We start from the raw sequence: 26,321 nt of genomic DNA on the forward strand, positions 1-26,321 counted from the left end.
GAGCCGTCTCGGTGCCGCACATCCGGCACAGAGACCGTAGTGGTGCAACCGGGTGACCCTTGCACATTCGGTGCAGGCACGGAAATAGGCGGGTTCGGTCTTGATGCATGTCCAGCGTGCCTCGGTCAGCGCTTGGGTCTAACGCCATGATCAGATCACAGAGCACCTCCACGTGGTCGACGCCTGGATCGGGCGGGCGCAGCTCACAGCGTGGCCGACCCTCGCAGTCATATGAGCGCGGAACCAGCACGCGGTCGCATACCGCACACGCACGTGGCGCGAAGCTGCCGCGCGCGAGATTGTCGCAGGTCACGCAGATCCGCAGACCCTTCGCGTTGTAGGTACCCAACCGCTTTGCCAGCTTGCCGCATCGCCCGCAGCGCACCGGCACAACCCAGCGTCCACCGTGCTCACCAACAGCATCGATCAGCCGATCGACCATCGGCGGTCCCTCGGCGCGACCCGAAGTCAACAGAGGGTGAATCGAGCCGCGCCCTGACCCGCCGAGGCTGCGGATCGGTGGTGGGTACGCGCGGGCTGGCTATCGTGATCAGGTGGCCACCCGCATCGTGAAGCGCACCGCGAAACTGGCCGACGGCCGGGATCTCATCTACTTCGACGACGCCGATACCCGGCTCGGTCCCGAACGCCGCATCGATACCCGCCGTCTGGAACCCCGGCCACCTACCGCGGTGATGCGCCAGGATGTATTGACCGGCGAGTGGGTATCCATCGCGGCCGCGCGGCAGACCCGGGTCGTACTACCGCCGGCCGATCGTGACCCGCTCGCCCCGCAGACGGCGGATAATCCTTCGGAGATACCCGATCGGTACGACGTCGCGGTCTTCGAGAACCGGTCCCCGTCCTTCGGCCCCGCCCTGCCCGGTGCGGTGACCGGCATGCCCCCGGCCCCGGCCGGGCCCGACGATATCGCCGATATCGGATTCGGCCGGGAACGGGTGGCGGTCGGGCGGTGCGAGGTGGTCTGCTTCAGCCCGGCGCACGAGGGGGCATTCGGTGACCTCACACCCAGCCGCGCCCGCACGGTGATCGAGGCCTGGGCCGATCGGACCGCGGAACTGTCCGCCCTGCCCGGGGTGCAGCAGGTGTTCCCCTTCGAGAACCGGGGGAAGGCCATCGGCGTCACGCTGCCGCATCCACACGGCCAGATCTACGCCTACCCGTACGTCACACCGCGGACCGTCCAGCTGCTCGATTCGGCGCGCAGGCTCGGTCCGGACCTCTTCCAGGACGTGCTGGACAGTGAGCGTGCGGGCGGGCGGGTCGTGCTCGTGGGGGAGCGGTGGACGGCGTTCGTACCGTTCGCGGCGCGCTGGCCGATCGAGGTGCATCTGCTCCCGCATCGGCAGATCCCGGACTTCGCGGCCACCGATGAAGCGGAGCGGGATGAGCTGTCGACCCTCTATCTGCGGCTCCTGCGCGGGATCGACGCCCTCTACGACGATCCGACTCCCTATATCGCCGCCTGGCATCAGGCCCCGGTCCACAGCGGTCGTGACGCAGTACGCCTGCACTTACAACTGACCTCGATCAGGCGCGGCACGGACAAGATCAAATACCTGGCCGGGTCGGAGTCGGCGATGGGCGCCTTCATCGCCGATATCGCGCCGGACGCGGCGGCGGCGCGGATCCGGGAGGCTGTGGCGTCGGTCCGACTGTGATGCCCGACAGTTCCGAGAAATGCCGATCACCGCGCCGGGCTCGGTTGCGCCGAGCCCGGCACGGTGATCGGGACGTCGATCAGCGGCTGGTGCTGAGCTGGAACGTCCGGGTCGCGTCGAGATAGATGCTGTACTGGGCCTGTTTGCTCGGCGGGGGCAGCTGAGAGACCAGTTGGTTGAGCGAGGTGGTGGCGCCCACCACGGGGATCCCGGCGACGTACAGGTCCGCCACCGCGCGCCGGATATGGTTCGGTGAGGTCACCGCCACCACACTGTTGGCGCCGACGCTGTGCAGGATATCCGCGCTGAACAGCGCATTCTGCACCGTCGAACCGGCCCGGTTCTCCACATGGATCCGCTCGGCCGGGATACCCCGGCCGATCAGCCAGCCGGCCATGGCCTGAGCCTCGGTGATCCCGTTGCTCGGATTGTTGCCGCTGACCACGATCGGCGAGAACGGTGAGGCGATGGCCTGCAGCCAGGCAGCCTGCAGGCGTTCGACCAATTCGGGGCGGGGTGTGCCGTCGGGGAGCAGCCCGAAGCCGAAGACAACGATGCCGGTCTGTGGTCCGACCAGCGCGGGAATCGGATTGGGGAGGGTGGCGATACCCGCGCTGACCGCGTGGAGCACGTTGTCGGTGCCTGCGGCCAGTCCACCGTCGACGGCACGCAGGCGACCCATCGCATCGTTGAGGGCCGGGATATCGCCTGCGTAATGGGACCAGATCGCCTGCAGGGACAGCGCCTCGGCATCGGTGGGATCGCGACCGATGAGATCTTGCAGCGCGGCTCGGCCGGCGGTGGAGTCACCGTCGGTGAAATGGCGCTGAGCGGAGTTGTAGAGGGCGTCCGTTTCGGGACTGGCCTGGGCCGGCGCGCCGGTGAAACCGGCGAGCGTGATACTCGTAGCGACGGCTGTGACCGCCACCAGATACTGCAAACCTCTTCGATTGTGCACTACGGCGACACCTTTCCACGGGTGGAGGCGGGTGATCGTTTTTGTGAACTTGCGGTGCGGTCTGTGGCAACCCACCATAGGTCCGGTCTCGGCCGGAACCCGGTATTTGCGGCTGTCCGATTGGGGGCATGTCCCGTGAACCCGCTGGCTATGGCGCTGCGGGGCGTATCGGCGCCACCGACACACTAGTACCCGGTGGTTCGCGGGGTTGCGGGTGGGGTCCCTCCGGGGCGTGACCGTTAAGGTGAACATCCGTGGATACCGCATCGCTGACCGGGAAAGATCTCGCCGCCGCCATCAACGCCGATACCACCGCGCGGGTGAAGGCGCTCACCGAGCGGGCGGGCCGAGCCCCGCGATTGGCGCTGGTGGTCGCCAACGACGATCCGGCCAGCGCCTGGTACGTGAACTCGCTGAAGAAATCGGCCGCCAACCGCGGAATCGATTGCGATACCGTGGATCTCGGCGCGGACGCCTCCGCCGACACACTGCGTACCGAGCTGTCGGTGCGCAGCGCCGACCCCGAAACCGACGCCATCATGCTGCAGACACCGCTGCCCGTCGGCGTGACCCTCGACGATGTGTCACCGGCGATCGCCGCCACCAAGGACGTCGACGGTGTCAGCCCGCTTTCGCTCGGGCTGCTCGCCGCGGGCTCGGCCGGCTTCGCCCCGGCCACCGCCGAGGCGGTGGTGGAGTTGCTCGAGCATCACGGAGTCGCGCTGGAAGGGCGGCGGGTAGCCGTGGTCGGACGGTCGAATGTGGTCGGCAAACCGCTGGCGCATCTGCTGCTCGCGAAGAACGCGACGGTCACCGTCTGCCATTCCCGCACGGTGGACCTGCCCGCGGTGACCGCGGCCGCCGATGTGGTCGTCGCCGCCGCGGGGCGGATCGGGTTGGTGACCGGCGCGAACGTGCGCGAGGGAGCCGTGGTCATCGATGTGGGCACCAACGAATCGGCCGATGGCAAGATCGTCGGTGACGTGGACGCCGACTCGGTCCGGGGTATCGCCGGCGGGCTGAGCCCGGTACCCGGCGGGGTCGGACCGGTCACCACGGCGTTGCTCATGCGTCACGTCGTGATCGCAGCCGAACGGGCGCGGTGATCCGCGCGGGTCGAATGCGGCGCCGCGCCGATCCGGGGCGCTGCCGAGGTTCGAGACCGGGCCGCACAGGGTAGCGCTAGGGTGTGTGCGGCTATCGGTCCGCACTCGAAGTCGAGTTAAGGTGACATCGTGAACGTCGAAGTGACCCCGTTGCCAGGAATAGGTGTACGCAAGGATTTCCCGCTGACCGCTGTACGCCGGCGAATCGGGGTAGTCGACCACAAGGACGGAACGATCGACCTGATCTTCACCAAGATCGGCGATCCCGACGCCACCACTCAGATCCCGATGACCGAGGCGGAGGCCGGCACCCTGGCCAATCTCCTGGGCGCTCCGCAGCTGGTGGGTCAGCTGAGTAATGAGCACCGGGATATGGACGGCGTGAACACCCGGCAATTGCCGGTCAGCGAGAACTCGCCCTACGACGGGCGGACCCTGGGTGAGACACGGATGCGCACCCGGACCAAGGCCTCCATTGTGGCCGTGATGCGGGCCGGTCAGGCGATGCCGGCACCGGGCCCGGATTTCGTGTTCACCGGCGGCGACGTTTTGATCGTGGTGGGGACCTCGGATGGTCTGGACAATGCCGCGGACATCCTGAAAGACGGCTGAACCTGTAGCGATGAATGCGACCACGCTGGCAATGATCCAGCTGGGGGCGGTGTTTTTCGGGCTAGGAGTGCTCGGACGCATCGCGGCCCGGATCGGCATGTCCCCTATCCCGTTGTATCTGGTGGGCGGCTTGGTATTCGGGGAAGGAGGTTTCTTCGAGCTACACGAGGCCGATGAGTTCATCCACCTCGCCAGCGAGATCGGTGTGGTCCTGCTGCTGTTGTTGCTCGGGCTGGAATACAGTGCGGCCGAACTGTTCACCGGGATGCGAAGATCCTGGATGGCCGGCCTGCTGGACCTGGTCCTGAACACCACACCGGGTGTGGTGGTCGCATTACTGCTGGGACTCGGCCCCACCGGTGCCCTGGCGATGGCCGGGGTCACCTATATCTCCTCCTCCGGGATCATCGCCAAGGTACTCAACGATCTGGGCCGGCTCGGAAACCGGGAAACCCCGGTGATTCTGTCGATCCTGGTCTTCGAGGATCTCGCGATGGCCGCCTATCTGCCGGTACTGACCGCGGTGCTGGCAGGTCTGGGATTCGTGGCGGGTCTGAAATCGCTGGGCATCGCGTTGCTCGCGGTGACGGTCGTACTCGTGGTCGCCTTCCGCTACGGCAAATACGTATCCGCGATCGTGGCCAGCGAAGACCGCGAGATTTTCCTGCTCAAACTGCTCGGCTCGGCGTTGCTGATAGCGGGAGTGGCCTCCGCGCTGCAGGTTTCGGCGGCGGTCGGGGCATTCCTGCTGGGCATCGCGATCTCCGACACCACCGCGCACAGTGCGACCAAGATCTTGGAGCCGTTGCGGGACCTGTTCGCGGCCATGTTCTTCGTGCTCTTCGGCTTGACTACGGATCCGGCCAGTATTCCGCCAGTGCTGGGTTGGGCGATCCTGCTCGCGGTGGTCACCACCGTCACCAAGATCGCCACGGGTTGGTGGGCCGCCGCACATGCCGGATCGTCGCGGCTGGGTCGCGCTCGTGCCGGGGCGGCACTGGTGGCCCGCGGCGAATTCTCTATCGTCATCGCGGGTCTGGCAGTAGCGGCGGGAGCGGTACCCGACGAATTCGCCGCCCTGGCAACGACGTATGTCCTGCTGATGGCCTCGGTCGGACCGATCGCGGCGCGTGTGGTGGAACCGGTGTTGCGCATCGTCACCCGCCAGCCCAAGCCCGCACCCGACACCGCCGACGAATAAGAGGGTGTCTTACGTGGGGAGTTTCTTGTAGCAGGTGAGAGCGGCAGCGAGTTGGAGAAATGCTGCGAAGAGATGGCCGTGGCGTTCGTAGCGGATGGTGAGACGCCGGTAGCCGGTCAACCATGCGATGGTGCGCTCGATCTTCCACCGGTGCCGGCCCAACCTGGTGGGATCCTCGATCCCACGACGGGCGATGCGGGGCACGATCCCGCGAGCGAGGAGCCAGCGGCGGTGAACGTCGAAGTCGTACCCCTTATCGGCACGCAACTTGGCGGGTTTCCCGCGGCGCGGGCCGCGCCGCGACCGCACCCTCGGGATCTTCTGGACCATCGGTTGCAGCATCACCGAGTCGTGAGTGTTCCCGGCGGAAACCCCGGTGGCCAGCGGTATTCCGTTCGCATCGGAGATGACGTGAAGTTTCGAGCCTTTCTTCCCGCGATCGACCGGACTGCGGCCGGTCAGAGATCCCCCTTTTTTGCCCGTATGGACGCTGCGTCCAGGATCGCCGCACTCCAGTCGAGCTCGCCGGCTGCTCCGAGCCGGTCGAGTATCTCTCGGTGCAGCGCGTCGAATACTCCGGCATCAGCCCACACCATGAACCGTCGATGCGCGGTCGGGACGCTCACCCCGAACGACGGCGGCAGGTGCCGCCACGCGCAACCGCTGGTCAACACGAACACGACCGCGGTGAACACAGCTCGTTCGTCCACCGGTGCAGTCCCGCCGCCCTGCGGTCTGGGGCTGAACTCCGGTAGCAACGGTTTCACTATGTCCCACAACGTATCCGGGACCAGTCTCTGAGCAAGTCTGTCGACCACGGGTCACACTATGCCGCACAACGAATTACATCCACGTAAGACGCCCTGTAAACCTGTCCGGATCACAGGGCGGTGTATCCCCCGTCGACCGGGTCTTCTCCGGATGGGCTTACCTCCGTGGCCGTGGTCACACGGGGCCCGACCACCGGAGCGGGGCACATGAAGACAGATCCGCCGATCGGCCCCGCGGCGAGGAGGTCGATCGGCGGATCGAGGGTGCCGCCGCTCAGGCCGCGGCGGCGTGGCGTAGCGATCCGATCGCGGTGTCGACATCGTCGACATCGACGACCAGACGCGTGTAATCGGTTCCACGGAGGTCGATGCGTACGGCGTGGCCGCCGAAAAGGGTGTCCCAGAATTCTTTTCGGCCCTTGCCGCGGAATGTTCCCGCCGCGATGGCACCAGGGAAGAATGCGCCGGGTGCGCGCACCCACGGAGGCCGGCGATCGATTTCGGCCGGTTCGACGGCCGTGATGTTCGCGAGGTCGAAGGTGACGTGGTCGGTCAGCGACAGCACTCGGTGTGCGCCGCGGACGTGAACAGTGACGGTGGTGCCGGTGATCTCGAAGTCCACCATGGGTTCCTCCCTGATGCCGAGTTCCGCTCGCCTGGTTCCAGGATGCCGCTGCGGTCTGGCCGTTGGCTGTGCTGCGGCTGTGAAAGTTCTCAGGTTCCGTCGGCGGTTACCGTAGTGATCGGTGGCGACCGGGCAAGTGTTTCGTCGCTGGTGGTGCGTTCGTCGGAGACGTGGCGAATACAGAGGTGGCGCGGCGTGGGCGGTATCGGTCAGACTCGTCGGTGTGGATCAGATGTCATGCGGGTGGGCGGCCGGGAGCCGGATCACCCGGAGGGCCGGCGGATACCCGGTCCGATATGTATCGGGGTGGGGTGGGATACGATGACCGCGCTCGCGCCGGGGGAGAACCGGGCGGCCCCGGGGGACCGGCTGACGGTGACTGTCACCTGCTCCGCGCCGGTGGATGTTTCCGCGCTCCTGCTCGCCGCCGGCGGAAAAGTCAGATCCGACGGCGATTTCGTCTTCTTCAATCAGCCGGTCGGCCCTGGGGTGACCCTTCGGCACGGGCGGGGGAGCGGGGATGTGGTCGATGTACGGACTCCCGCTCTACCCGCCGATATCGACAAGGTGGTGGTGACCGCGAGCCTGGACGGTAGTGGGCCGCCGACGTTCGGCTCGGTGGGTTCACTGACTGCGACGATCACCGGGCCGCAGGGCACGCTCACCTTCCCGATGTCGAAAATGAGCACCGAGACGGCAGTGGTCTGTGTGGAGATCTACCGCCGCGCGGGCGCGTGGAAGGTCCGGGCCGTGGGGCAGGGGTATGACGACGGGCTGGCGGGTATAGCCACCGATTTCGGCGTGAACGTGGACGACGAGCCGGTCCAGCCCTCGCCGCCGTCGTCGCGGACCGATCCGACCGTCATAGCGAATCCTGTTGCAGGACAGCGATTTGCATCGACGCAATATCACGCTCCACCGGCACCGCCGCCGCAGTATCCGGCGCCGCAGTACCAGGCGCCACAGTATCCGGCGCAACCCGTCCCGCCGCCCGGATACCACGCCCCGTCTCCTGCCGCCGGGCACCCGCCACCGGGCCACCTGCCTCCGCAGCAGCCGTACCCACCGGCTGCCGCCCCGCCTCCGCCGCCGGTCCCCGCCCACCACGCCCCCGCTCATTCTTCTCAGCAAGGAGCTCAGCCGATGCACAGCGAGCTGTTCGACCCGCGTCATGCCGAAGTGTCCGGGATGGGCATTCAGAAGCAGGGCGGCAAGATGATCAAGGTCGGCGTGAACGGTGAAACGCTGGTGCGCTCCGGGGCCATGGTCGCCTACCAGGGCGATCTGCAGTTTCAAGCGCTCGGTTCCGGCGGGATCGGCCGCGCGATCCAGCAGCGACTCACCGGCGAGGGCGTGCCCTTGATGAAGGTCACCGGGCGCGGTGATCTGTTCGTCGCCAACGGCGCGGCCGATGTGCACATCATCGATCTGGACGGCACCGACGGGCTCACCATCAACGGGTCCAATGTGCTCGCCTTCGATCCCACGCTGGGCTACGACATCCGGATGGTGCAGGGCGCCGCGGGTTTCGCCAGTAACGCCGGCCTGTTCAACTGTGTGTTCAGCGGCCGGGGCCGGATCGCCATCACCAGTCACGGCAGCCCGGTCGTGCTCAATGTCGATCAACCCACCTACGCCGATCCGCAGGCGGCCATCGCGTGGTCCTCGAGTCTGCAGACCGGGGTCAAACGTAACGATTCCTTCGGGCTGGGACGGTTCATGGGTCGCAGCACCGGCGAAGGGATCACGCTGTCGTTCTCCGGTCGGGGCTTCGTCATCGTGCAGCCCTCGGAACTGCCACCCGGCGGCCTGCTCGGCGGCACCGGCGGTGGACAAGAGGCAGGGCAGAGCGGCGGACTGCTGGGCGGGTTGCTCGGATAGGCCGCGGCGCTCTCGAACGCGCGGCACCGGTGCCGCATGGGCACCGGTGTGGTACCGACGTCATATGGTGATGCGGGCCCGGTACGACGTGGTGATCGTGGGTGGCGGGCACAACGGCCTCGTCGCGGCGGCGTATCTGGCCCGTGCCGGCCGGGCGGTGCTGGTACTGGAACAGGCCGCGGTGACCGGGGGCGCAGCGGTCTCGGCGCGAGTGTTCGACGGTGTCGATGTGAACCTGTCCCGGTATTCGTACCTGGTCAGCCTGTTACCGGACCGGATTGTGCGCGATCTCGGGCTGCGCTTTACTACCCGGAAGCGGCGGATCTCCTCCTACACACCGGCCGGATCGTCGGGGCTGCTGATCGACAACCGGTCACCGGCTGCCACTCGGGCGAGTTTCGCGCGGGCCACCGGATCGGATCGCGAGTTCGAGGCCTGGCAGCGCTTCTACGCGATGACCGGCGAAGTGGCCCGGGCGGTCTTCCCGACACTCACCGAACCGCTGCCCACCCGCGCGCAGTTGCGCCGGCGGGTCGGAGAACGGGCGTGGGCGGAACTGTTCGAGCGGCCGCTCGGCGAGACCGTCGAACAGTATTTCGCCGACGATCTGGTACGCGGGGTGGTGTTCACCGATGCGCTGATCGGCACCTTCACCCACGCCCACGATCCGTCGCTGCTGCAGAACCGGTGTTTCCTGTATCACGTGATCGGTGGCGGCACCGGCGACTGGGATGTGCCGGTGGGTGGAATGGGCGCGCTGACCGACGCATTGGCCGATGCGGCCCGTGCGGCGGGAGCGGAATTGGTGACCGGCACCGGGGTGACCGCCGTGGCGACCGACGGGCGCGTCGCGGAGGTCGAGTTCGCCGGTGCGGCCACCGGTACGGTGGCAGCACGGTATGTGCTGGTGAACGCATCGCCTGCCGAGGCGAGCCGCCTCCTGGGGGAGTCTGCGGACCGGAAACCCGAGGGCGCGCAGCTGAAGATCAATATGGTCTTGGACCGGTTGCCGCGGTTGCGTGATACCGGAGTGGCGGTTCAGGACGCGTTCGCCGGTACGTTCCATATCGCCGAATCCTATGAACAGCTCGAACACGCCTACCGTGAGGCGGCGGCGGGTCGGCTACCGACGACGCCACCGTCGGAGGTCTACTGTCATACGCTGACCGATCCGGGGATAGCGGCGCCCGCTGCGACAGGCTCGCCGCGGCATACTCTCACCCTTTTCGGACTGCACACTCCGGCAAGTCTTTTCGCGGTGGATCCGGAAGGCGCCAAGGAGGCGGCGGTGACCGCGACTCTCGCCGCACTCGATTCCGTGCTGGCCGAACCCGTCCACGACTGCCTGGCTCGCGACGCCCACGGCGTCCTCTGCCTGGACGCCGCCACCCCGGTGGACCTGCAACGCTCACTCCGGCTCCCCGGCGGGCATATCTTCCACGGCGATCTGTCCTTTCCGTATCTCGCCGGTGCCGCCGACACACCCGCCCAGCGCTGGGGGGTCGATACCGGTCACGCCAATGTTCTGCGCTGCGGTGCGGGCGCCGTGCGCGGCGGCGGAGTGAGTGGAATCGGCGGGCACAATGCGGCCATGGCCGTCCTCGCGGAAACCGCCGCCCAGCGCCCGGGAAATACGGGGTGAATTCTGGTCGGAGAATCGGCTGCGCCGCTCACCGATGGGAGTATCCGAATACTCTGTGACGGTAGGGTTGTCGGCTGTGGATCGGCCCGGCGGGTCGTTTCGATTTCATGCCGGCGCCGAGGAGAAATACGTGGCACTCGATACCGTTCCGAAGCAGAGGGCTCCCGAGGACAAGGCGGCCCGGGAGCAGAAAGCGATACGCGAACTCGCGGGCCGGTTGGCTGCCGCCTACTCCGAGAATCGTTCCCCCGACGAGGTGAACGTAGCGATCAGAACAGCACATGCACGCTTCGCCGAAAGTACGGTGCGCGATTTCGTTCCCATTCTCGTCGAGCGGATGGTGCGTCGGAAACTCGAAACTCCGGAGCAACCGGAGACCGTCACCGCGGTTGCGGGCGCGCCGGTATCGGTGGGACAGGCCACCGAGCCCGCTGTCACCGGCGAATTCCCCGGAGGGGAGAGCCCCCGCAAACTGACCACCGACCGGCGCGGGCTGTTCGCTTTGGCGGGGGCCGCGGGTGTGGTGGCGGTGGGGGCGACGGCCTGGGCGGTATCGCCTTCGGATCCGGCCCCCGCCGCGCCGGCGGCCGGGGCGCCCCTGAAGAAGGTCACCGGGGTGGTCGGGTCGGAGAAGGCGGCATTCTTCGGCGACGAGCGTGTCGCCGACGTTTTCGCCGCGCACGGATACGACGTGCGAGTCGAGGCGGCCGGATCGCGGGAGATCTCCAGCTCGATGGATCTGGAGGGCAAGGCGTTCGCGTTCCCGTCCAGCCTGCCCGCAGCCGAGCGGCTGAAACGTGAGGTCGGGGCGAGGACCCAGTTCGTGCCGTTCTATTCGCCGATGGCGATCGCCACATTCACCCCTATCGTGCAACTGCTGGACAAGGCCGGAGTGGTGAAATTCGACGGTCCCGCGCCCACTTTGGATTTCTCGGCCTATATCGAGTTGGTCCAGCGCGGTGTGCGGTGGGACGAGCTGCCCGGCAACACCTCCTACCAGGTGGGTAAGAACATCCTGGTGAGCACGACCGACGCCCGGACCTCGAATTCGGCGGCGATGTATCTGGCGGTGGCGAGCTATGTCGTCAACGATCACGCCGTGGTGCGCGGTGCGACGGCCGAACAGCATGTATTGCCGACGCTACAGCGCCTGCTCCTTGCCCAGGGCTACACCGAGGGGTCCAGCGTGGGCCCGTTCGAGGAGTACCTCACCGCGGGTATGGGGCCCACCCCGATGACCTGGATCTACGAAGCGCAGTACGTGTCGGCGGCGGTCGGGAAACGGCTGCGTAGGGATATGGTCCTGCTGTACCCGTCGCCCACCGTGCTGTCCCGGCACACGGTCGTTCCGCTGACTCCGGAAGGTGAGGATATCGGCGCACTGCTGCACAATGACACGGAGTTGCAGTCGCTGGCCGCCGAGCACGGTTTCCGGACCGGGGATGTCGCCCGCTTCGACGAAGTGGTCACCGAACACGATGTGGCGGTCTCTCCGGACCTGGTCGATATCGTCGATGTTCCGGCCTACGAAACTCTCGAACACCTGATCGACGGGGTAGCCGCGGCTTACGAGTGATCCGGTGACCGGGGCGGGCGGCGCCGTGTTCGCCGTCCGCCGGCGGACCTCACAACTGTGTAGCGACCTGGTCGGCGATGAGGGCGAGGTGGTCCAGGTCGGCCAGATCCAGGATCTGGAGGTAGATCCGCTGGGTGCCGATCTCACGATAACGGCCGATCTTGTCGACGACCTCGGCAGGGGAACCGGCCAGCCCGTTGGCCCGCAGCTCCGCCACCTCGCGGCCGATCGCGCCGGCTCGACGCGCGATCTCGGCCTCGTTCGATCCCACGCAGGCCACCAGCGCAGCGGAGTACACCATGCTGTCGGCGGCCCGGCCCTGCGCGGCTACTGCCGCGCGGACCCGGTCGAACTGGGCGGCGCTGTCGGCTACCGAGACGAACGGGATATTGAACTCGGTCGCGTATCGTGCCGCGATCCGCGGGGTGCGTTTCGGACCCTGCCCGCCGACGATCACCGGTACCGGCTGCTGGACCGGCTTCGGCAGGGCGGGAGATTTCACCAGTTCGTAGTACTTCCCGGTGAAGTCGAAGGTCTCTCCGAGTCCGGTTTCCCAGAGTCCGGTGAGCACAGCCAGCTGCTCTTCGAACCGGCCGAACCTATCGTCCGGGAACGGTATCCCGTACGCGGTGTGCTCGTCGGCGAACCAGCCGGTGCCCAGCCCGAGCTCCACCCGGCCGCCCGACATCTGGTCGACCTGCGCCACCTGGATCGCGAGTGGTCCCGGCAGCCGGAAGGTAGCAGCCGTGACGAGCGTGCCGAGGCGGATCCGGCTGGTCTCGCGGGCCAGGCCGGCCAGGGTGATCCAGGCGTCGGTAGGTCCGGGCAGGCCGTCCACCGAGCCCATGTGCAGATAGTGGTCGGAACGGAAGAATGCCCCGAAGCCGAGGTCCTCGGCGGCGCGGGCCACGTGCAGCAGTGTCGGGTAGTCGGCGCCCTGCTGTGGTTCGGTGAAGATTCGCAGTTCCATATTCCTCATCGTGCCGCACCGGCCGGGTGCCCCCGCCGGGTGGCATGCCGGAGAGTTCAGGCGGCGGGGCCGGTCATCTTGGTGGGCAGAACGCGGTCGGTCCATCCGCAGGGCAGTGCGCAGCCGGCGATGACGAGGGTTTCGATCTCACCGTTGTCGAAAACACGTCTGATGGATTCGGCACGGGCCGGATACCCGCAGGATGCGCATTTACCGAAATAGTCCAGAATCTCGTCGATATGGGTGATGACTACCCGGCGTCGGGTCTGGTGCATCGGGGGTCCTCCGAGCTCGGAACGAGTGATACGCGGCCGAATGTAATTCGCGCACAACGGAGGTGCGGGCGGAGCGAGCGGTCGCTGGGAGTTCTCACACCGCGGTCGGCGGGGGATCGGACAAACTTCCAACGGCGGGTGCGGCCGGTCCGGTGAACGCCGGGCACGGCTTCGTGACCTGTCACAGAGCGTTCCTACTCGCTGGTAACAAATGTCCCGCCGCGCTACCGTGAGGGACGTTACAGATGGGTTACCCGCCGGCCCAGTTGTTCGTTGCGGGCCGACGAGAAGTTGCGGAGTTGGTTACCGACGTCATCGATATGGTCGCGGAAATCCCCGCTGCGCGCGCCGCTGTCTGGGATCTGCTCCTCGACCCGCAGACCTATCCGCGGGTGTTCACCGGTATCGGAGCGTGCGCGCGACTGGACGTCCCCGGGGAACAGCCGGAGCTCGAATTCCGTATCGGTACAACGGAAGCCGGTATCCGGGTGCTGCGGGTCCGGATGGTGACCGGCCGATGGTACGAGAGTCTGGAACTGCACACACCGGAGATCGGGAGTTTCGCGGCACTGCGGATGTACGGCGAAGGCGACCGCTGCACGGTATCGATCACCTATTTCGCCCCGGGACGGGTGCATCGCGACATCACCGAACTGTCGAATGCGGCGATCCAGGACTGGACCGCCAAGGGGCTGCGCCGGATCGCCGACATCCTGCGCGGGGCGCGCACCTCGACGGTGGTCAACGGTGAGGGGTCGCTGGTGCGGCTCCAGCTCGAGGTGCTGCGACAGGTCACCGTCAGCGGTGTGGTGCGGACCCGGCCCAACGCGGTGCTGAAACAGCTGCTGTCGCTGAACAAATGGGGTTTCAACCTGGCCGGCGGATATGCGGCCGGGGCCGCGTACTCTCCCCGCCGCGCCGCGGTGATCGACGATCGGTGCGCTCGCACCTTCGCCGATATGGACCGGCGCAGCAATGCCCTGGCCGGGGCGATGGCGGCGGTGGGGCTCGGTGCGGGGGAGGCGATCGGTCTTCTCTCGCGTAACCACGCGGGCATGGTCGAAACAATGGTCGCCGCCGGAAAGCTCGGTGTCGACGTCGCCCTGCTCAATGCCGGCCTGTCCGCGCGGACCATCGAGCAGATCGTGCAGCGCCATCGGCTCTCGGCCCTCTTCGTCGACGGTGACCTCGAACAGTTGGTGCACTACCTGCACGACGATATCCTCCGGTACAACACCGATCTGCGGCCGCCGTTCCCCGACCGCTACACCCTCGAGGATCTGATCGAGTGGGGGGAGAACGACTTTCGTCAGCCCACCCAGCCGGGCCGGCTGATCGTGCTCACCTCGGGTACCAGTGGAATCCCGAAAGGTGCGCGCCGGCCACACCCCAAAGGATTCGGCACCATCGCCGCGCTGCTGTCGCGGATCCCGATGGAGATGGAATCGACCATGCTCATCCCGGCCCCACTGTTCCACACCTGGGGGCTGGCCGGATTGCAGCTGAGCACCGCGCTGCGGTGCACGGTGGTGCTGCCGGAACGTTTCGACGCCGAGGACTGCCTGCGCGCGGTCGCCGAACACGGGGTCACCACCATGATCGTGGTGCCCACCATGGTGAACCGGATCCTCGACCTGCCCCCGGCCGTGCGCGCCCACTACGACACCTCCAGCCTGCGTCACGTCATCAGTTGCGGGGCGCCGCTGGCGGGGGCCACGGTTCTGCGGTTCATGGACGCCTACGGCGATATCCTCTACAACGTCTACGGATCCACCGAGGTCTCCTGGGCGACCATCGCCACTCCCGAGGATCTGCGCTTCGCGCCCACCACCGCGGGCCGACCGCCGCTCGGCACGCGGGTCTCGGTGCTGGGCCCCGACCACAAACCGGTACCGATCGGCGCGACCGGACATATCTTCGTCGGCAATCACATGCTGTTCGACGGCTACGTCAACTCGGCGCCGCCCGACGAGGCACACGGGATGCTCGACACCGGTGATCTCGGATACTTCGATGTCAACGGCCGGTTGTTCATCGCCGGACGTGACGACGAGATGATCATCTCCGGTGGCGAGAACGTCTTCCCGCGTCCGGTGGAAGAAGCCCTCGCGCATCTGCCCCAGGTGAGCGAAGTCGCGGTGGTGGGGGTACCGGATCCCGAATTCGGTCAGCGGCTGGCGGCCTTCGTGGTGAAACATGAAGGGTCCGGACTGGATTCGGATATGGTCCGCACCTATATCCGGCATCGGCTGAGCCGGTTCTCCGTCCCCCGGGATGTGACCTTCATGTCGGCGTTACCGCGCGGGGAGACCGGGAAGATTCTGAAATGGCTGCTGGCCGGACGGCCGGACGGGGAACTCCCGCCGCCGGGTCCGGTCGGACTGGGCGCCACCGGTTCGGTATGACGCCGGCCGCCCGCACGCGGTGTGCGGAGCTCGGAAACCCGAATGCCGCTGCGATGCCGCGGTACCCGATGATCACCGCGACATGGAGTTATCCATGGTTGCCGGGCCGGGCCCGTGTACAGGAGTGCGGCCGCGAGACGAGGTAACAGGTGCGGGGGCCACGGAGGGCCGGGCAGCGAGGGGTAGATTCAGCAGCCGCACAATCAATAGGTCGGGAGAGGCATCCTCCGTGGTAGTAGTTTCCGTGCTCACCGGACTGGCCGTGGCGTGGTTGATCGCAGTGCTGCATTGGTACCTGTGGCGGCGGCTGGTGCGTGACACCACTCGGGACGGATCCCGCTGGCGGATACCCGGCGCCGCGGTATCGGCGATCGGCGCGTGTGTGATGTGTGGCGCGTTCGCGGTGATGTTCACCGGTGTGGACCGGGCTTCCTGGCGCTGGCTGACCTGGCCCGGATTCCTGTGGGCGGCGCTTTTCCTCTATCTGCTGCTCGGCGTGCTGGCCGGTGAGCTCGTCCGACCGCTGCTGTTGCGGGGGCTGGTGCGCCGGGACGCGGGTACCGCCGCGCCGGCGGATGACGGTACGAGCACCGCCGCGGCGGTCGCTCCTGCCCCGGCCACGGCCGGGGTCGCGCCGCAACGGGTCGGCGCGTCCGTCGGCGAAGCCTCCGGCTCGGGTGTCCCGCCGGACTGGACGCCCGGGCCCGCAGGTCCTGTGGTGGCCGGACTGCCACCGGTGGCACCCACTGCCGAACCAGGGCCTCCGGCTCGGCGCCCGCTCTCGCGGCGGATGCTCGTCTCCCGGCTGGCGGCCGGGGCAACCGTTGTCGCGGCCGGTGCGATCGTCGGTACCGGAACCTACGGAGTGCTCGACGGCCCGGCGGTACGCCGGGTGACCGTTCCCTTGGCGAAGCTGCCCGCCGCGGCACATGGTCTGCGGATCACCCTGCTCAGCGATCTGCATCTGGGCCCCGCGCTGGGCCGCGCGTTCTGCGAACGGGTGGTACGTACGGTGAACGACACCCGTCCGGACCTGATCGCGGTCGCCGGCGACCTCGCGGATGGCACGGCGGCTGATCTGCGGGCCGAAACCGAACCGCTGGCCGGCCTCAACGCGCCCCTGGGCGTTTATTTCGTACCGGGAAACCACGAGTACATCTCCGACGCCGACGAATGGCTCACCCGGGTAAGCGAGCTCGGGATGAAGGTCCTGCTCAACGATCGGGTGTCCCTGCCCGATTTCGATCTGGCCGGCGTCGACGATCCGCGGGGAACCGCTATCGGCCGCGGACCCGATTTCGCGGCTGCCCTGCAGGGCCGGGACACAAGCCGGGCTTGTGTACTGCTGGCGCATCAGCCGGTGGTGGTCCAGAAATCGGTGGCCTACGGGGTCGACCTGCAATTGTCGGGACATACCCATGGGGGCCAGTTGTGGCCGGGCAATCTGATCGCTCGGCTGGCCAATCCGACCGTCGCGGGGCTGGAACTGTACGGGGGGACCGCGCTGTACGTGACTCGCGGCGCCGGGGCTTGGGGACCGCCGGTGCGGGCCGCGGCGCCGTCGGACGTCACGGTGCTCGAGCTGGCGGCACTTCAGGGGGTCTGATCCGTTACTGCGGGGGCCGGAGGCGAGTGAGCAGATTCTCCAGCTGTTCGATCCGGGGTGTCTGCACCGGAGTGAACTCGGGGGGATGGTGGATCTCGACGCTGAGACGGTCGTCGTAGGTGCTGATGATGCTGGTTCCGCCGCCTGCTTGTGGAGGTCGGCGGCCGGTCGGGTCGGGCTTGGCGATCATGGTGGTGCGGAAATCGTGGATCAGCAGGGTCGGCACCGAGAGCCGGGGTAATCGTCCCCAATTGGTGGTCATCACCGTGTCGAACGGATTGGCCGGTGGCGCGGCCAGGGTGTCGGGGAGCTGTAGCGGGGTCTGCTGGATGTGGCCGGAAGCCAGCCCGGCGCGTAACGCGTGGAAAACCCCGTGCGCCAGCGCGGTGAGCGTGCCCGCGGTGCCGGGGCCGGGCCGGTAGCCGGCGAAGCCCAGCACGTTCGTTCCCTCGGTCGGTCCGATCCGGGGCCGGACCCGGCGGCGCAGATCGACCGAATACGAACACAGCAGTTCGTCGACCGGAAGTTGCCGGGCCTCGGACTCGGTGAGCAGCAGCGCCGCGGCCACCAGGCTGTGCACGGTCACCCCGGCGCGGCGCCCGTAGGAGACGAGGGCGGCGGTCTGGTCCCGGCTGAGCCGGCAGCGGGTGGTGAGCAGCGGCGGGTATTCGTTCTCGTTCGCATTCAACGCATCGGCCGGGGGCAGCGGTGGTGTGATACGCGGCGGCGCGGCGCTACCCGGGACCGGGCGGCGCACGATTCCTCGGGCGGCGAGCAGATCCTCCACCGGCATCGGCTGCCCGTCCGCCGGGAGCGCGGGCATCCGGCCGGCTGCGGCTGCCACATAGCAGTGCCACAGTCGTTCGAGCAGATTCAGCGCGTGGGTGGCGTCGGCGATGCTGTGATGGACCAGCAGCGTGACGCTCGACGTATCCCCGGACCGCACCACGTGCAGGGTGCCCAGGGCTCTTCGCTGATCGGGTTCGGCGCCGGTGAGCAGCAGTTCCGGATCGCCGTCGGCGACGGTCAGCACGACTTCGGGAGGGCCGGAGGTGACCAGGGTGTGCCCGACCGGCTCGGTGGGTGCGAGCTGTGCGCCGAGAATGGGATGGGCCGTGACCAGGGCTTCGAAAGCGGCGGCCAGGGCGCTGAGGTCGAGCTTTCCGGACATTCGGGCGCAGTATCCGACGAAAACTTCGCTGAATGCGAAGATCTGTTCGCTGGGCGCGAGCGGGCGGATGACAGTTGCCGCGGTCATGGTTGTGCCTTCGTCCGGAAGTTTGTGTGAGATTAACCCAAAAATGGTTCCTTGCCTCATATTTCGGTCAGTAGGAGACGGACGCTACACAGCGCCTTCGCAACGGCTGGTACGTTGCTTAGGTAAGCCTAATTAGTGAGGAGGCCGGATGGCCAGGAAGCGCACGACCATGACCGTCGCCCGGACGGAGTGGCTCGGCCCGCATATCGTCAGGGTGTATCTCGGCGACCCCGGATTCGACGATTTCGATAGGAACGCGTTCACCGACGCCTACGTGAAACTGCTGTTCGACCGGCCCGGCGGCGAGGTCATGCGCACCTACACAGTCCGTTCCGTGGACAGTGCGGCCCGCGAGATCGCCATCGATTTCGTGGTGCACGGCGACGAGGGCATCGCGGGGCCCTGGGCCGCTGTGGTCCGGCCCGGCGAACAGGTCACCTTCTTCGGCCCCAGCGGCGCGTACGCGCCACGTGCGGATGCGGACTGGCACCTGCTCGCCGGTGACGAGGCCGCGCTGCCGGCCATCTCCGCGGCGGTGGAGGCGCTACCCGATGGCGCGCCCGCCAAGGTGTTCATCGAGGTCGCCGACTCCGCCGACGAGATCGCCCTCACCTCCAAAGCGCTGGTGGACGTCACCTGGGTGCATCGCGGAGGCGCCGCCCATGAGGTCGGCGACGATCGCGCCGGGGACAACGCGCCGCTGATCGGCGCGGTCCGCGCGGCGGCGTGGCTGCCCGGCCGGGCGCAGGTTTTCATCCACGGTGAGGCGCAGGCGGTGATGCACAATCTGCGCTCCTACATCCGTAAGGAACGCGGCGTCTCCGCGGAGTTCGCCTCCATCTCCGGGTATTGGCGCCGGGGCCGCACCGAGGAGAGTTTCCGCGTCTGGAAGAGGGAACTCGCCGAGGCCGAGACGGCAGGATAGTCCGCCCGGCGCGCTCAGTTCGCCGGGCAGTCCGCCCCGTTGGGGATCGGTAGGCAGATGCCCTGGGTCGCCGACAGGAGCAGCCCGGCCCCGAGTGCGAGCGCGCCCAGGGCGACGGCCAGGAATACGACCACCCAGAACAGGCCGGGCAGCCGGGTGAGCCGGGCCAGTTGGTCGGCATCGGTGGTGCCGTTACGCACCCGTGAGCGGGTGCGCTGCAGTTCCAGCACCGGCCGGCTGCCGGCGAGCAACAGTAGCCAGGTCGCGAGATACGCGAACCCGGCCTGCAGGGCGTCGGAACCGAACCAGGACACCGCGAAAACCAGTGCGCCGGTACTCACCACGGAGACCACGCCGTACACATTGCGGATCATCGCCAGCATCACGGCGAGGGCGGCGATCGCGATCCACAGCATAAGAGTGATCCGTCCGGCGCCCAGCAGCGCCGCGAAACCGAGGCCGACCAGGGGCGGCGCCGGATAGCCGGCCAGCGCCGTCAGGATCATGCCGAGTCCGAACGGTTTTCCACTGGAGACGGTGAGACCCGAAGTATCCGAATGCAGCGTAATGGCGTTCAGCCGACGTCCGCTCAGCAGAGCGACCAACGCGTGCCCGCCCTCGTGCGCGATGGTGACCACATTGCGGGTGATCCGCCACAAGGGCCCGTACCCGACCAGTATCAAGGCCGCCACCGCGGTGGCGAGTACCAACCAGGGCGGCGGCGCCGCCTGGGTCGTCGTGAGCCGCTCCGCGATGGAACTGCTGCGGTCTATCAGATCACCGGTATCCACCGCCGCACCTTAACCGGGGGGAGCGGCGGTGCGCTCACCGTACGGGCGGGTGCGACGACCGGGCCGTCCGGTAGGCGACTGTACGAAGTCGAAGTATCTGTTGATGGGACGTCTCACTATCTTTGTCGAGTCGGGTTCCTAGGTGGACCGAAGTCCGGGCGATGTGTCGTACAGCAACGGGCGGGTAACTATACGTTTGTCCATATCGGTTGCCGGTCGCTGGTGGAGGGAACACGTATGTGCACGAGTGAGCAATACGGCCGTGAACCCGAGGACTCCGGGGAGCTGTTCGAAGTGCCGGATCCGGCCGAGCTGATGCGCATCTGGTCGGTGAAGGATGTGGACTCGGAGAAGACCGAACGACCCGGATCGGATTTCGAGACTGCCTTCCGTGTGGGATTGGGTCTGGCGCTGGCGCTGCTGGACGATTCGGACCCCTCCGGGCGTCAGGTGCTGGCCAGGCTGGAGGTGGCTGCCGCTCGCTGGGCGCGGGAGGGGATACCACTGGAGATCATCCAGCACGCGCTACACGAGGGCGTGAAAAGTGGTCTGGGGCTCCGTGATCCGGCCGGGCGGCGGACATCGGCCGGTGTGGCCGACAATGTGGACGGCTGTTTCCCGGTCGATGTTCTGGACACCCTGACCGCGGCGGTATCGCGTGCCTATGTGGCGCAGGTGCGCAGTGGGCGGAAACGTCCGTGACGATCAGCTCGCGCGGTAGCTGCGCGCGACGAGCGCCGAGCGCAGGTACCACAGCCCCGACGGCTGGGTGGGATCGAAACCGGTGAGCTGGGCAACCCGCTTGAGCCGATAATCGATGGTGTTGGTGTGGATGTGCATGAGACGCGCGGTGCGCTGCCGATTCAGATTGTTGCTGATATGACGCTGCAGGGTTTCCAGCAACTCCGGATGGTCGTCCAGCGGATCCAGCAGCGAGCCCAGGTATTCCCGCCCGGGGCCGGGTCGGGTGAGCTGATACTCCAGTGCCATATCGTCGAATCGGTACAGTCCGGGCACACAGTCGAGTCGCTGCACCATATCCAGCAGTTCGTGGGCCTGATCTGCCGCCGAGGGCACTTCCGCGGTGGGTGCCTCCACCGCCGCCGCGCATATCGGCACCTGCGCCGCCCGAGACAGCTGGGCGACCAGCTCGACGAGTGCCTCCCCGGCCAGGATTTCGGACGGCAGCAGCACCGTGCCACCGTCCACGCTCAGCAGCGACAGTGCCGAATCATCGCATCGGGTCGCCAGCTCGGCCTGGACCCGGCGCAGTTTGCGCCGCGCCACCACTTTGCCGTCGAGCGCGGGCACCGCTTCGTCCGGGTGCGCCGGAATGGCCATCGCGAGGACGGTGTAGGCGGCGGCGATCTCGATACCGCATTCACGGGCCATCGTCGAGGTACTGTGCCCGCCCAGCAGTGCGGAGGTCAGCGTATGGACGGCAGTGTGGTGTTCGCTCACCACCGAGCGTAGTTCGCGGACATAGGCCATGGAGATGCAGACGGTCATCTTGTCCAGCATCTCGACGACCAGTTTCGCGCCGTCGACCAGTGCCGAATAGTCGGTGACCGTGGCGTTGGACACCACCAGGTCCAGGCCGAGCCGGAAGCCCTCGTGGACGGCGTGGTGAATGGTGTCGATCGGAACCCCCTCGCGCGCCCAGCCGGCCGCGGCGTTCTCCAGCCGCCGCGTCTTCTCCGGGATGTCCTTACCGTCGAGCATGCTGACCGCGAGTTCGAGACAGGTGCGGGTGATGGTGGTGACATCACCGTGGATCGCGTCGCCGGGCAGGGTGCCGCACGGAACCACGTTCTCCACGAAATGGCCCACCATCCGCCGAGACAGTTTGCGCACGTCCTGTAGCGGGGCCGACATGGGTCGGCCGGATAGCGTCAGCTTCGTTCTGGTCGAATCGACTGTCATGCTGCTGACTCCTTATACCCCTGAGTGGCGAGACTGGGGCACAACAGTAATGATCATGTGCCGCATCGCGGGTGGGTTTACGAACTCGATTGGACGACCGTGCAGATCGAACCATCTGCCTTGTGACCGTTCACAGTTGTCCGGGTTACAGTCGAACCGCCTACCCAGACAGGAAGCGCGGGTGCAAGGGTGTGTGCCGCGCGTTGGGCTCCGGCGCAGGCGCTCGCGGTATCGCCGGGGCGCTGTCGACGCGTACCCGGATCACGCCGCCGTCCGCGGTCGGCACGGCGATCGTGCAGGTCGTAGCGGTATCGGGGGCGCCGCTGTGCAGTCGCCGACCGGTCCGGCTCGCGACGGTGACCTCAGTACCGGTATCACCCGCATCGGCCACCTCCGCGAGTGCCCCGCGGTGGCGAACAGGACTCGCAGCTCGGCGGGTGCAGGCGGGCACCATCGCTGTCAGTTGAGCCGGAGCAGACCGGCCCCGGTGTCCCGGAACCCGCAGATATCACGATAGAAGTCGGCGAGGTGCGGCTCGTAGTCGACGTGGAGCCACTCGATTCCCTGCCGGGTCAGGTCGGCGACGAGGGCCTCGACCATATCGGTGGCAATGCGCCGGCGCCGGAGGTCGGGAGCGACTGCGGTGTCGAGAAGGAACGCGTGCCGCCCACCGTCCCAGACCGCGTGCACGAAGCCGACGAGCCGATCACCGACGAACGCGCCGACCCATGATCGGCTGTGTCGTTCCAGCCGGGTCGTCCAGGGGATCAGCACCGGATCACCACCGAATGCCTCGGCGTGCAGCCGGGAAAGCTCCCCATCGTCAACGGTGAAACGGATGCGGAGATCCGCGTACATCCTGCTCCTCTCGGCACCGGCACCGGCACCGGCACCGGCACCGGCGCGATCGCGCCATCGTGACACGGTGTTCGGATCGGGACCAGCGTATTTCGGCGGCGGCGCGCGGACCGGACGGGACGTCCCACCATGTGGAAAAGGTGCGGCGGGTGCGATGTATGGGGAATACGGTGGCCCGGCGATCGTGTTGATCTTTTCCGGTCCTGAGGAGAATGAGGTGCGGTAGTGGTGGCGGAGAAGGTGCGAACCGGGGTGGGGCTCCGCTCCGAACGCGGTGCGATCCTGTGGTCGCTCATGCTGGGCACCGGGCTGATCGCGCTGGATTCCACGATCATCGCGACCGCGGTTCTGACCATCACCGAGAGTCTGGGCGGGTTCGCCCAATTTCCCTGGTTGTTCTCCATCTATCTGCTCGCCCAGGCCGTGACCGTGCCGGTGTACGGCAAGATCGCCGATACGGTGGGTCGTAAACCGGTCATCCTGTTCGGTATCGCGGTCTTCGCTCTCGGCTCGTTGCTGTGCGGACTCGCGGGCAGCATGTTCTGGCTGATCGTCTTCCGTGCCGTGCAGGGTATCGGCGCGGGCGCGATCCAGCCGATGACCATGACCATTGCCGGTGATCTGTACACCCTGGCCGAGCGCGCGAAGGTCCAGGGCTACCTCGCCGGTGTCTGGGCCTTTTCCTCGGTGTCGGGACCCCTGCTGGGGGGAGTGTTCGCCGAATACGTCGGCTGGCGCTGGATCTTCCTGATCAATCTGCCGCTGTCCGCGTGGGCGGGCTGGATGTTGCTGCGCCACTTCACCGAAACTCCGTCGCGCGAGCGGCGGCGCGTGGACTACACGGGTGCGTTCCTGCTGACCACCGGCGCGGGCGCGATCATCCTCGGACTGCTCGAGGGCGGGCAGGCCTGGGCGTGGGACGCGCCGGCGAGTATCGCGATCTTCGCCGGCGGTGCGATCGTGCTGGTGGCGTTCGTCCTCGTGGAACGCCGGGCGGCGGATCCGGTGCTGCCGCTGTGGTTGTTCACCCGGCGTGTGGTGGTCGCCAGTTCGGCGATCTCCGCGCTGGTGGGCGCGCTGCTGCTCGGTCTCACCTCCTACGTACCGACCTTCACGCAGGGCGTCCTGGGTGCGGGGGCGGTGATCGGCGGTCTGACCGTCGGGGCGCTGACTCTCGGCTGGCCGGTCTCGGCCTCCCAGTCCGGCCGGGTGTATCTGCGGATCGGCTTCCGGCGTACCGCCCTCATCGGCGGCGTCACGGCCGCACTCGGCGCGACCGGCACACTGTTCATCGGCCCCGGGGCGAGTATCGCGCAGGTCGCGGCCACCTGTTTCGTCATCGGACTCGGAATGGGTCTGGTGGCCGGCCCGACCCTGATCGCCGCGCAGACCAGCGCCACCTGGGGTGAACGCGGCGTGGTGACCTCGGTGAACATGTTCGCGCGGTCCATCGGCAGCGCGGTCGGCGTGGCCGTATTCGGTGCCCTGGTGAATTCCAGGGTGGGAGATACCGGCACCCCCTCGCCCGCAGCGCTCGCCGAGGGGGTGCATCTGGTGTTCGTGGCGGTAGCCGTCATGGCGGTGGCCATCGTGCTGGCCTCCGCGCTGATGCCCGGACGCGCGGAATGAGCGTTACCTGTCCGCGGTGGCATATTCGGCGATCCGCGAAAGCGGGAGCTCCCGTCATGCTTTCGTCAGCAGTGCCGGTCGCGGGCTCCGGCGGGGTTCGCGGAGGAATCGTATGGCCAGGTAGGCGAGCATGCCGAGGGGCGCGAAGACGATCGTGAACGCCAGCAGGACACTGATCAGCGCCGGATGGATCCGGCGTTCCCGGCTGTCGAAGTAGATCCAGCGGCCGAGAAACAGATCGAACGCGATGAAGTGGGCCCAGGCCACGGCGGCGCCCGCGCTGCCGCCCAGTAGTTGTTGTAGTGCGGGGAGTTCCGGATTCGCCAGGGTGGAGAAGAAGCCGCCGAAGTCCGGCAATACCAGGACCGCGTACACCAACAGTGGTGGGAGGCAGATGAGCGGCGATGCGGTGATGGCGCGAGTTCGATGCCAGCGTGGCGCGAAGATCATCAGCGCCCAGAACGGTGCGGCGGAGACGAACGTTATATCGAAGAGGTGCTGGGTCATCGTATCGCTCCCGGAGCTGTGCGGGTCGGCTGGATAGTGGCGGGGTCGACCGGTGGCCGGCGCCGGACGATGATGATCACCGCGCCCGTGGCGGCCGCGGCGACCAGACCGGCCGCAGACAGTGTCAGCCGGTCCGGATGCATCAGTGATTGACCGCGCAGTGCCTGCCAGGTCAGCACGATGAGTACTGCGGTGTATACCGCTGCAGCCGTTTTGACCAGTGCGGTACGGACCGCCACCGGTCGTGTCGCGGCTATCCGGCGCGCGGACAACTCCAGGGCGATCACGACGAACGGAAGCAGTTGCGCCGCGTGCATTCCGATGAAATGAGGGATCCGGAGGTCGCCGCCGGAGGTACTCCAGCCGAGGATCGGCAGGCCCGGTCCGCCGTCGGGGAGACCGACGGTGTGTGCACCGCGGACAGCGCTACCGGTGTCGCGTTGCGATTGTGTCGGGAGCACCATCAGTAGGCCGAGTGCCGCGCCGACCAGGGACAGGCCTGCGCCATATCGGATCGCGGCGTTGCGGGCGGGATCGGACGTCGGATTGCGTAGCAGGACAAGGGACGCGACGAGGGTGGCCAGCCAGACCACGATGATCGACAGCCCCATGGTTTCCCACAGTGCCGAGTTCAGGGGAGTCGTGAAGTTGAAGTGGCTGGTGGTGCCCCGCACGATCTGGATCACGATAACGGTCAGTTCCAGTCCGAGACCGGCGGCGGCCACGGTGCCGGCCCACCAGGCGATCCGGTGCCAACGGGTGAACTGAGCGATCAGCCATGCCCATGTGACGGAATAGATGACGACCGAGAGCGCGAACTTCACGGCTTTGGTCCAGATCGGCAGACCGGTCAGCGTCCGGTCGTCGATTGTCATCCCTCCGATGGCGGCGAGAGTGAGGATCGCCATGGCGACGGCGAGCAGCATCAGCGGGCGGTGCCAGTTCAGTGCGAGCACGGGTTCTCCGAATCATCTGGCGGCGTGGAGGCATAGCGCTGTGGTGGTCGTCGAATGACGCCGAGGCGCGGACTCCACATTGCGTAAGTGGAACTATCGATAGTTCTACTATCGGTAGATAGTGGTGGCTATGCTTCCAGATGTCAATATTCGGAGGCGCCGACT

Annotated in this window: 23 protein-coding genes; 12 read left to right on the forward strand and 11 right to left on the reverse strand. The window is 67.2% G+C overall.

Going from position 1 to position 26,321, the window contains the following annotated elements; all coding sequences use genetic code 11:
• The first annotated feature begins 554 nt into the window (after positions 1-554).
• The gene (gene galT / locus OG405_RS09980; protein WP_327151336.1) at positions 555-1,682 is read left to right on the forward strand and encodes a galactose-1-phosphate uridylyltransferase; all 1,128 of its coding nucleotides are present in this window, start codon (positions 555-557) and stop codon (positions 1,680-1,682) included.
• A 79-nt stretch (positions 1,683-1,761) separates the two neighbouring features.
• On the opposite strand, the gene OG405_RS09985 is transcribed toward galT, so the two are convergent.
• A complete protein-coding gene (locus OG405_RS09985) occupies positions 1,762-2,640 on the reverse strand; it encodes a YdcF family protein (protein WP_327151337.1) in 879 nt (292 codons plus the stop codon).
• A 254-nt stretch (positions 2,641-2,894) separates the two neighbouring features.
• Between OG405_RS09985 and OG405_RS09990 the strand changes: the two genes are divergently transcribed.
• From OG405_RS09990 to OG405_RS10000, 3 genes are all read left to right on the forward strand, one after another.
• Positions 2,895-3,746 carry a bifunctional 5,10-methylenetetrahydrofolate dehydrogenase/5,10-methenyltetrahydrofolate cyclohydrolase gene (locus OG405_RS09990; protein WP_327151338.1) on the forward strand — a complete coding sequence of 284 codons (852 nt, stop codon included), beginning with the start codon at positions 2,895-2,897 and terminating at the stop codon, positions 3,744-3,746.
• 129 nt (positions 3,747-3,875) lie between these two features.
• Positions 3,876-4,358, forward strand: coding sequence for a cation:proton antiporter regulatory subunit (locus OG405_RS09995; protein WP_327151339.1), 483 nt, complete (start codon positions 3,876-3,878; stop codon positions 4,356-4,358).
• Between the two features lie 10 nt (positions 4,359-4,368).
• Positions 4,369-5,559 (forward strand): cation:proton antiporter, encoded by a 1,191-nt coding sequence (locus OG405_RS10000; protein WP_327151340.1) that lies wholly within the window; start codon positions 4,369-4,371, stop codon positions 5,557-5,559.
• A gap of 9 nt (positions 5,560-5,568) precedes the next feature.
• Here the strand turns inward: OG405_RS10000 and OG405_RS10005 are convergent.
• Positions 5,569-6,377 (reverse strand): IS5 family transposase gene (locus OG405_RS10005; RefSeq protein ID WP_327147135.1). Its coding sequence is split into 2 segments (ribosomal slippage): positions 5,569-6,027 and positions 6,030-6,377, totalling 807 coding nucleotides; the frame shifts between segments, so codons are not numbered across the junction.
• A 226-nt stretch (positions 6,378-6,603) separates the two neighbouring features.
• The gene (locus OG405_RS10010; protein WP_327151341.1) at positions 6,604-6,954 is read right to left on the reverse strand and encodes a hypothetical protein; all 351 of its coding nucleotides are present in this window, start codon (positions 6,952-6,954) and stop codon (positions 6,604-6,606) included.
• Positions 6,955-7,275: 321 nt separating this feature from the next.
• Here OG405_RS10010 and OG405_RS10015 point away from each other — a divergent pair, with 321 nt between their 5' ends.
• The 3 genes from OG405_RS10015 to OG405_RS10025 all read left to right on the forward strand — a co-directional run bounded on the left by OG405_RS10015 (position 7,276) and on the right by OG405_RS10025 (position 12,053).
• Positions 7,276-8,835 carry an AIM24 family protein gene (locus tag OG405_RS10015; protein ID WP_327151342.1) on the forward strand — a complete coding sequence of 520 codons (1,560 nt, stop codon included), beginning with the start codon at positions 7,276-7,278 and terminating at the stop codon, positions 8,833-8,835.
• A 64-nt stretch (positions 8,836-8,899) separates the two neighbouring features.
• On the forward strand, positions 8,900-10,477 hold the full coding sequence (locus OG405_RS10020; protein WP_327151343.1) for a phytoene desaturase family protein: 1,578 nt from the start codon (positions 8,900-8,902) through the stop codon (positions 10,475-10,477).
• A 130-nt stretch (positions 10,478-10,607) separates the two neighbouring features.
• Positions 10,608-12,053, forward strand: a complete 1,446-nt coding sequence (locus OG405_RS10025; RefSeq protein ID WP_327151344.1) for a three-helix bundle dimerization domain-containing protein — start codon at positions 10,608-10,610, stop codon at positions 12,051-12,053.
• Positions 12,054-12,102: 49 nt separating this feature from the next.
• Here the strand turns inward: OG405_RS10025 and OG405_RS10030 are convergent, their stop codons facing one another.
• Both OG405_RS10030 and OG405_RS10035 read right to left on the reverse strand, forming a co-directional pair.
• Entirely contained in the window at positions 12,103-13,023 is a 921-nt protein-coding gene (locus OG405_RS10030; RefSeq protein ID WP_327151345.1) for an LLM class F420-dependent oxidoreductase, read from the reverse strand.
• Positions 13,024-13,079: 56 nt separating this feature from the next.
• Complete coding sequence (locus OG405_RS10035; protein WP_327151346.1) at positions 13,080-13,298, reverse strand: hypothetical protein; 219 nt, start codon at positions 13,296-13,298, stop codon at positions 13,080-13,082.
• A 299-nt stretch (positions 13,299-13,597) separates the two neighbouring features.
• On the opposite strand from OG405_RS10035, the gene OG405_RS10040 reads away from it, so the two are divergent.
• Complete coding sequence (locus OG405_RS10040) at positions 13,598-15,703, forward strand: AMP-binding protein (RefSeq protein ID WP_442790744.1); 2,106 nt, start codon at positions 13,598-13,600, stop codon at positions 15,701-15,703.
• 229 nt (positions 15,704-15,932) lie between these two features.
• Positions 15,933-17,309 carry a metallophosphoesterase gene (locus tag OG405_RS10045; RefSeq protein ID WP_327151348.1) on the forward strand — a complete coding sequence of 459 codons (1,377 nt, stop codon included), beginning with the start codon at positions 15,933-15,935 and terminating at the stop codon, positions 17,307-17,309.
• A gap of 4 nt (positions 17,310-17,313) precedes the next feature.
• Here the strand turns inward: OG405_RS10045 and OG405_RS10050 are convergent, their stop codons facing one another.
• On the reverse strand, positions 17,314-18,567 hold the full coding sequence (locus OG405_RS10050; protein ID WP_327151349.1) for a phthiocerol/phthiodiolone dimycocerosyl transferase family protein: 1,254 nt from the start codon (positions 18,565-18,567) through the stop codon (positions 17,314-17,316).
• Positions 18,568-18,715: 148 nt separating this feature from the next.
• Between OG405_RS10050 and OG405_RS10055 the strand changes: the two genes are divergently transcribed.
• Positions 18,716-19,492 carry a siderophore-interacting protein gene (locus OG405_RS10055; protein ID WP_327151350.1) on the forward strand — a complete coding sequence of 259 codons (777 nt, stop codon included), beginning with the start codon at positions 18,716-18,718 and terminating at the stop codon, positions 19,490-19,492.
• A gap of 14 nt (positions 19,493-19,506) precedes the next feature.
• Here OG405_RS10055 and OG405_RS10060 read toward each other — a convergent pair whose 3' ends face one another.
• Complete coding sequence (locus tag OG405_RS10060) at positions 19,507-20,283, reverse strand: M50 family metallopeptidase (protein WP_442790687.1); 777 nt, start codon at positions 20,281-20,283, stop codon at positions 19,507-19,509.
• A gap of 237 nt (positions 20,284-20,520) precedes the next feature.
• On the opposite strand from OG405_RS10060, the gene OG405_RS10065 reads away from it, so the two are divergent.
• A complete protein-coding gene (locus tag OG405_RS10065) occupies positions 20,521-20,985 on the forward strand; it encodes a hypothetical protein (protein ID WP_327151351.1) in 465 nt (154 codons plus the stop codon).
• Between the two features lie 3 nt (positions 20,986-20,988).
• Here OG405_RS10065 and OG405_RS10070 read toward each other — a convergent pair whose 3' ends face one another.
• Together OG405_RS10070 and OG405_RS10075 are read right to left on the reverse strand one after the other, a co-directional pair.
• Positions 20,989-22,206, reverse strand: coding sequence for a PucR family transcriptional regulator (locus OG405_RS10070; RefSeq protein ID WP_327151352.1), 1,218 nt, complete (start codon positions 22,204-22,206; stop codon positions 20,989-20,991).
• Positions 22,207-22,665: 459 nt separating this feature from the next.
• Positions 22,666-23,064, reverse strand: a complete 399-nt coding sequence (locus OG405_RS10075) for a GNAT family N-acetyltransferase (RefSeq protein WP_327151353.1) — start codon at positions 23,062-23,064, stop codon at positions 22,666-22,668.
• 225 nt (positions 23,065-23,289) lie between these two features.
• Between OG405_RS10075 and OG405_RS10080 the strand changes: the two genes are divergently transcribed.
• Entirely contained in the window at positions 23,290-24,693 is a 1,404-nt protein-coding gene (locus OG405_RS10080; RefSeq protein ID WP_327151354.1) for an MFS transporter, read from the forward strand.
• A gap of 54 nt (positions 24,694-24,747) precedes the next feature.
• On the opposite strand, the gene OG405_RS10085 is transcribed toward OG405_RS10080, so the two are convergent.
• Positions 24,748-25,200 carry an ABA4-like family protein gene (locus tag OG405_RS10085; RefSeq protein WP_327151355.1) on the reverse strand — a complete coding sequence of 151 codons (453 nt, stop codon included), beginning with the start codon at positions 25,198-25,200 and terminating at the stop codon, positions 24,748-24,750.
• Complete coding sequence (locus tag OG405_RS10090) at positions 25,197-26,156, reverse strand: hypothetical protein (RefSeq protein WP_327151356.1); 960 nt, start codon at positions 26,154-26,156, stop codon at positions 25,197-25,199. The genes OG405_RS10085 and OG405_RS10090 overlap by 4 nt, the downstream gene beginning before the upstream one ends.
• Positions 26,157-26,321 lie beyond the last annotated feature (165 nt).

Origin of the sequence: Nocardia sp. NBC_01329 (assembly GCF_035956715.1) — a bacterium.
GTDB lineage: Bacteria > Actinomycetota > Actinomycetes > Mycobacteriales > Mycobacteriaceae > Nocardia.

Excerpts from the sequence above, each read along its gene's own strand:
- OG405_RS10000 (WP_327151340.1), top strand. The coding sequence starts at position 4,369 with ATGAATGCGACCACGCTGGCAATGATCCAGCTGGGGGCGGTGTTTTTC.
- OG405_RS10010 (WP_327151341.1), bottom strand. The coding sequence starts at position 6,954 with ATGGTGGACTTCGAGATCACCGGCACCACCGTCACTGTTCACGTCCGC.
- OG405_RS10015 (WP_327151342.1), top strand. The coding sequence starts at position 7,276 with ATGACCGCGCTCGCGCCGGGGGAGAACCGGGCGGCCCCGGGGGACCGG.
- OG405_RS10020 (WP_327151343.1), top strand. The coding sequence starts at position 8,900 with ATGGTGATGCGGGCCCGGTACGACGTGGTGATCGTGGGTGGCGGGCAC.
- OG405_RS10030 (WP_327151345.1), bottom strand. The coding sequence starts at position 13,023 with ATGGAACTGCGAATCTTCACCGAACCACAGCAGGGCGCCGACTACCCG.
- OG405_RS10035 (WP_327151346.1), bottom strand. The coding sequence starts at position 13,298 with ATGCACCAGACCCGACGCCGGGTAGTCATCACCCATATCGACGAGATT.
- OG405_RS10050 (WP_327151349.1), bottom strand. The coding sequence starts at position 18,567 with ATGACCGCGGCAACTGTCATCCGCCCGCTCGCGCCCAGCGAACAGATC.
- OG405_RS10055 (WP_327151350.1), top strand. The coding sequence starts at position 18,716 with ATGGCCAGGAAGCGCACGACCATGACCGTCGCCCGGACGGAGTGGCTC.
- OG405_RS10065 (WP_327151351.1), top strand. The coding sequence starts at position 20,521 with ATGTGCACGAGTGAGCAATACGGCCGTGAACCCGAGGACTCCGGGGAG.
- OG405_RS10070 (WP_327151352.1), bottom strand. The coding sequence starts at position 22,206 with ATGACAGTCGATTCGACCAGAACGAAGCTGACGCTATCCGGCCGACCC.
- OG405_RS10075 (WP_327151353.1), bottom strand. The coding sequence starts at position 23,064 with ATGTACGCGGATCTCCGCATCCGTTTCACCGTTGACGATGGGGAGCTT.
- OG405_RS10085 (WP_327151355.1), bottom strand. The coding sequence starts at position 25,200 with ATGACCCAGCACCTCTTCGATATAACGTTCGTCTCCGCCGCACCGTTC.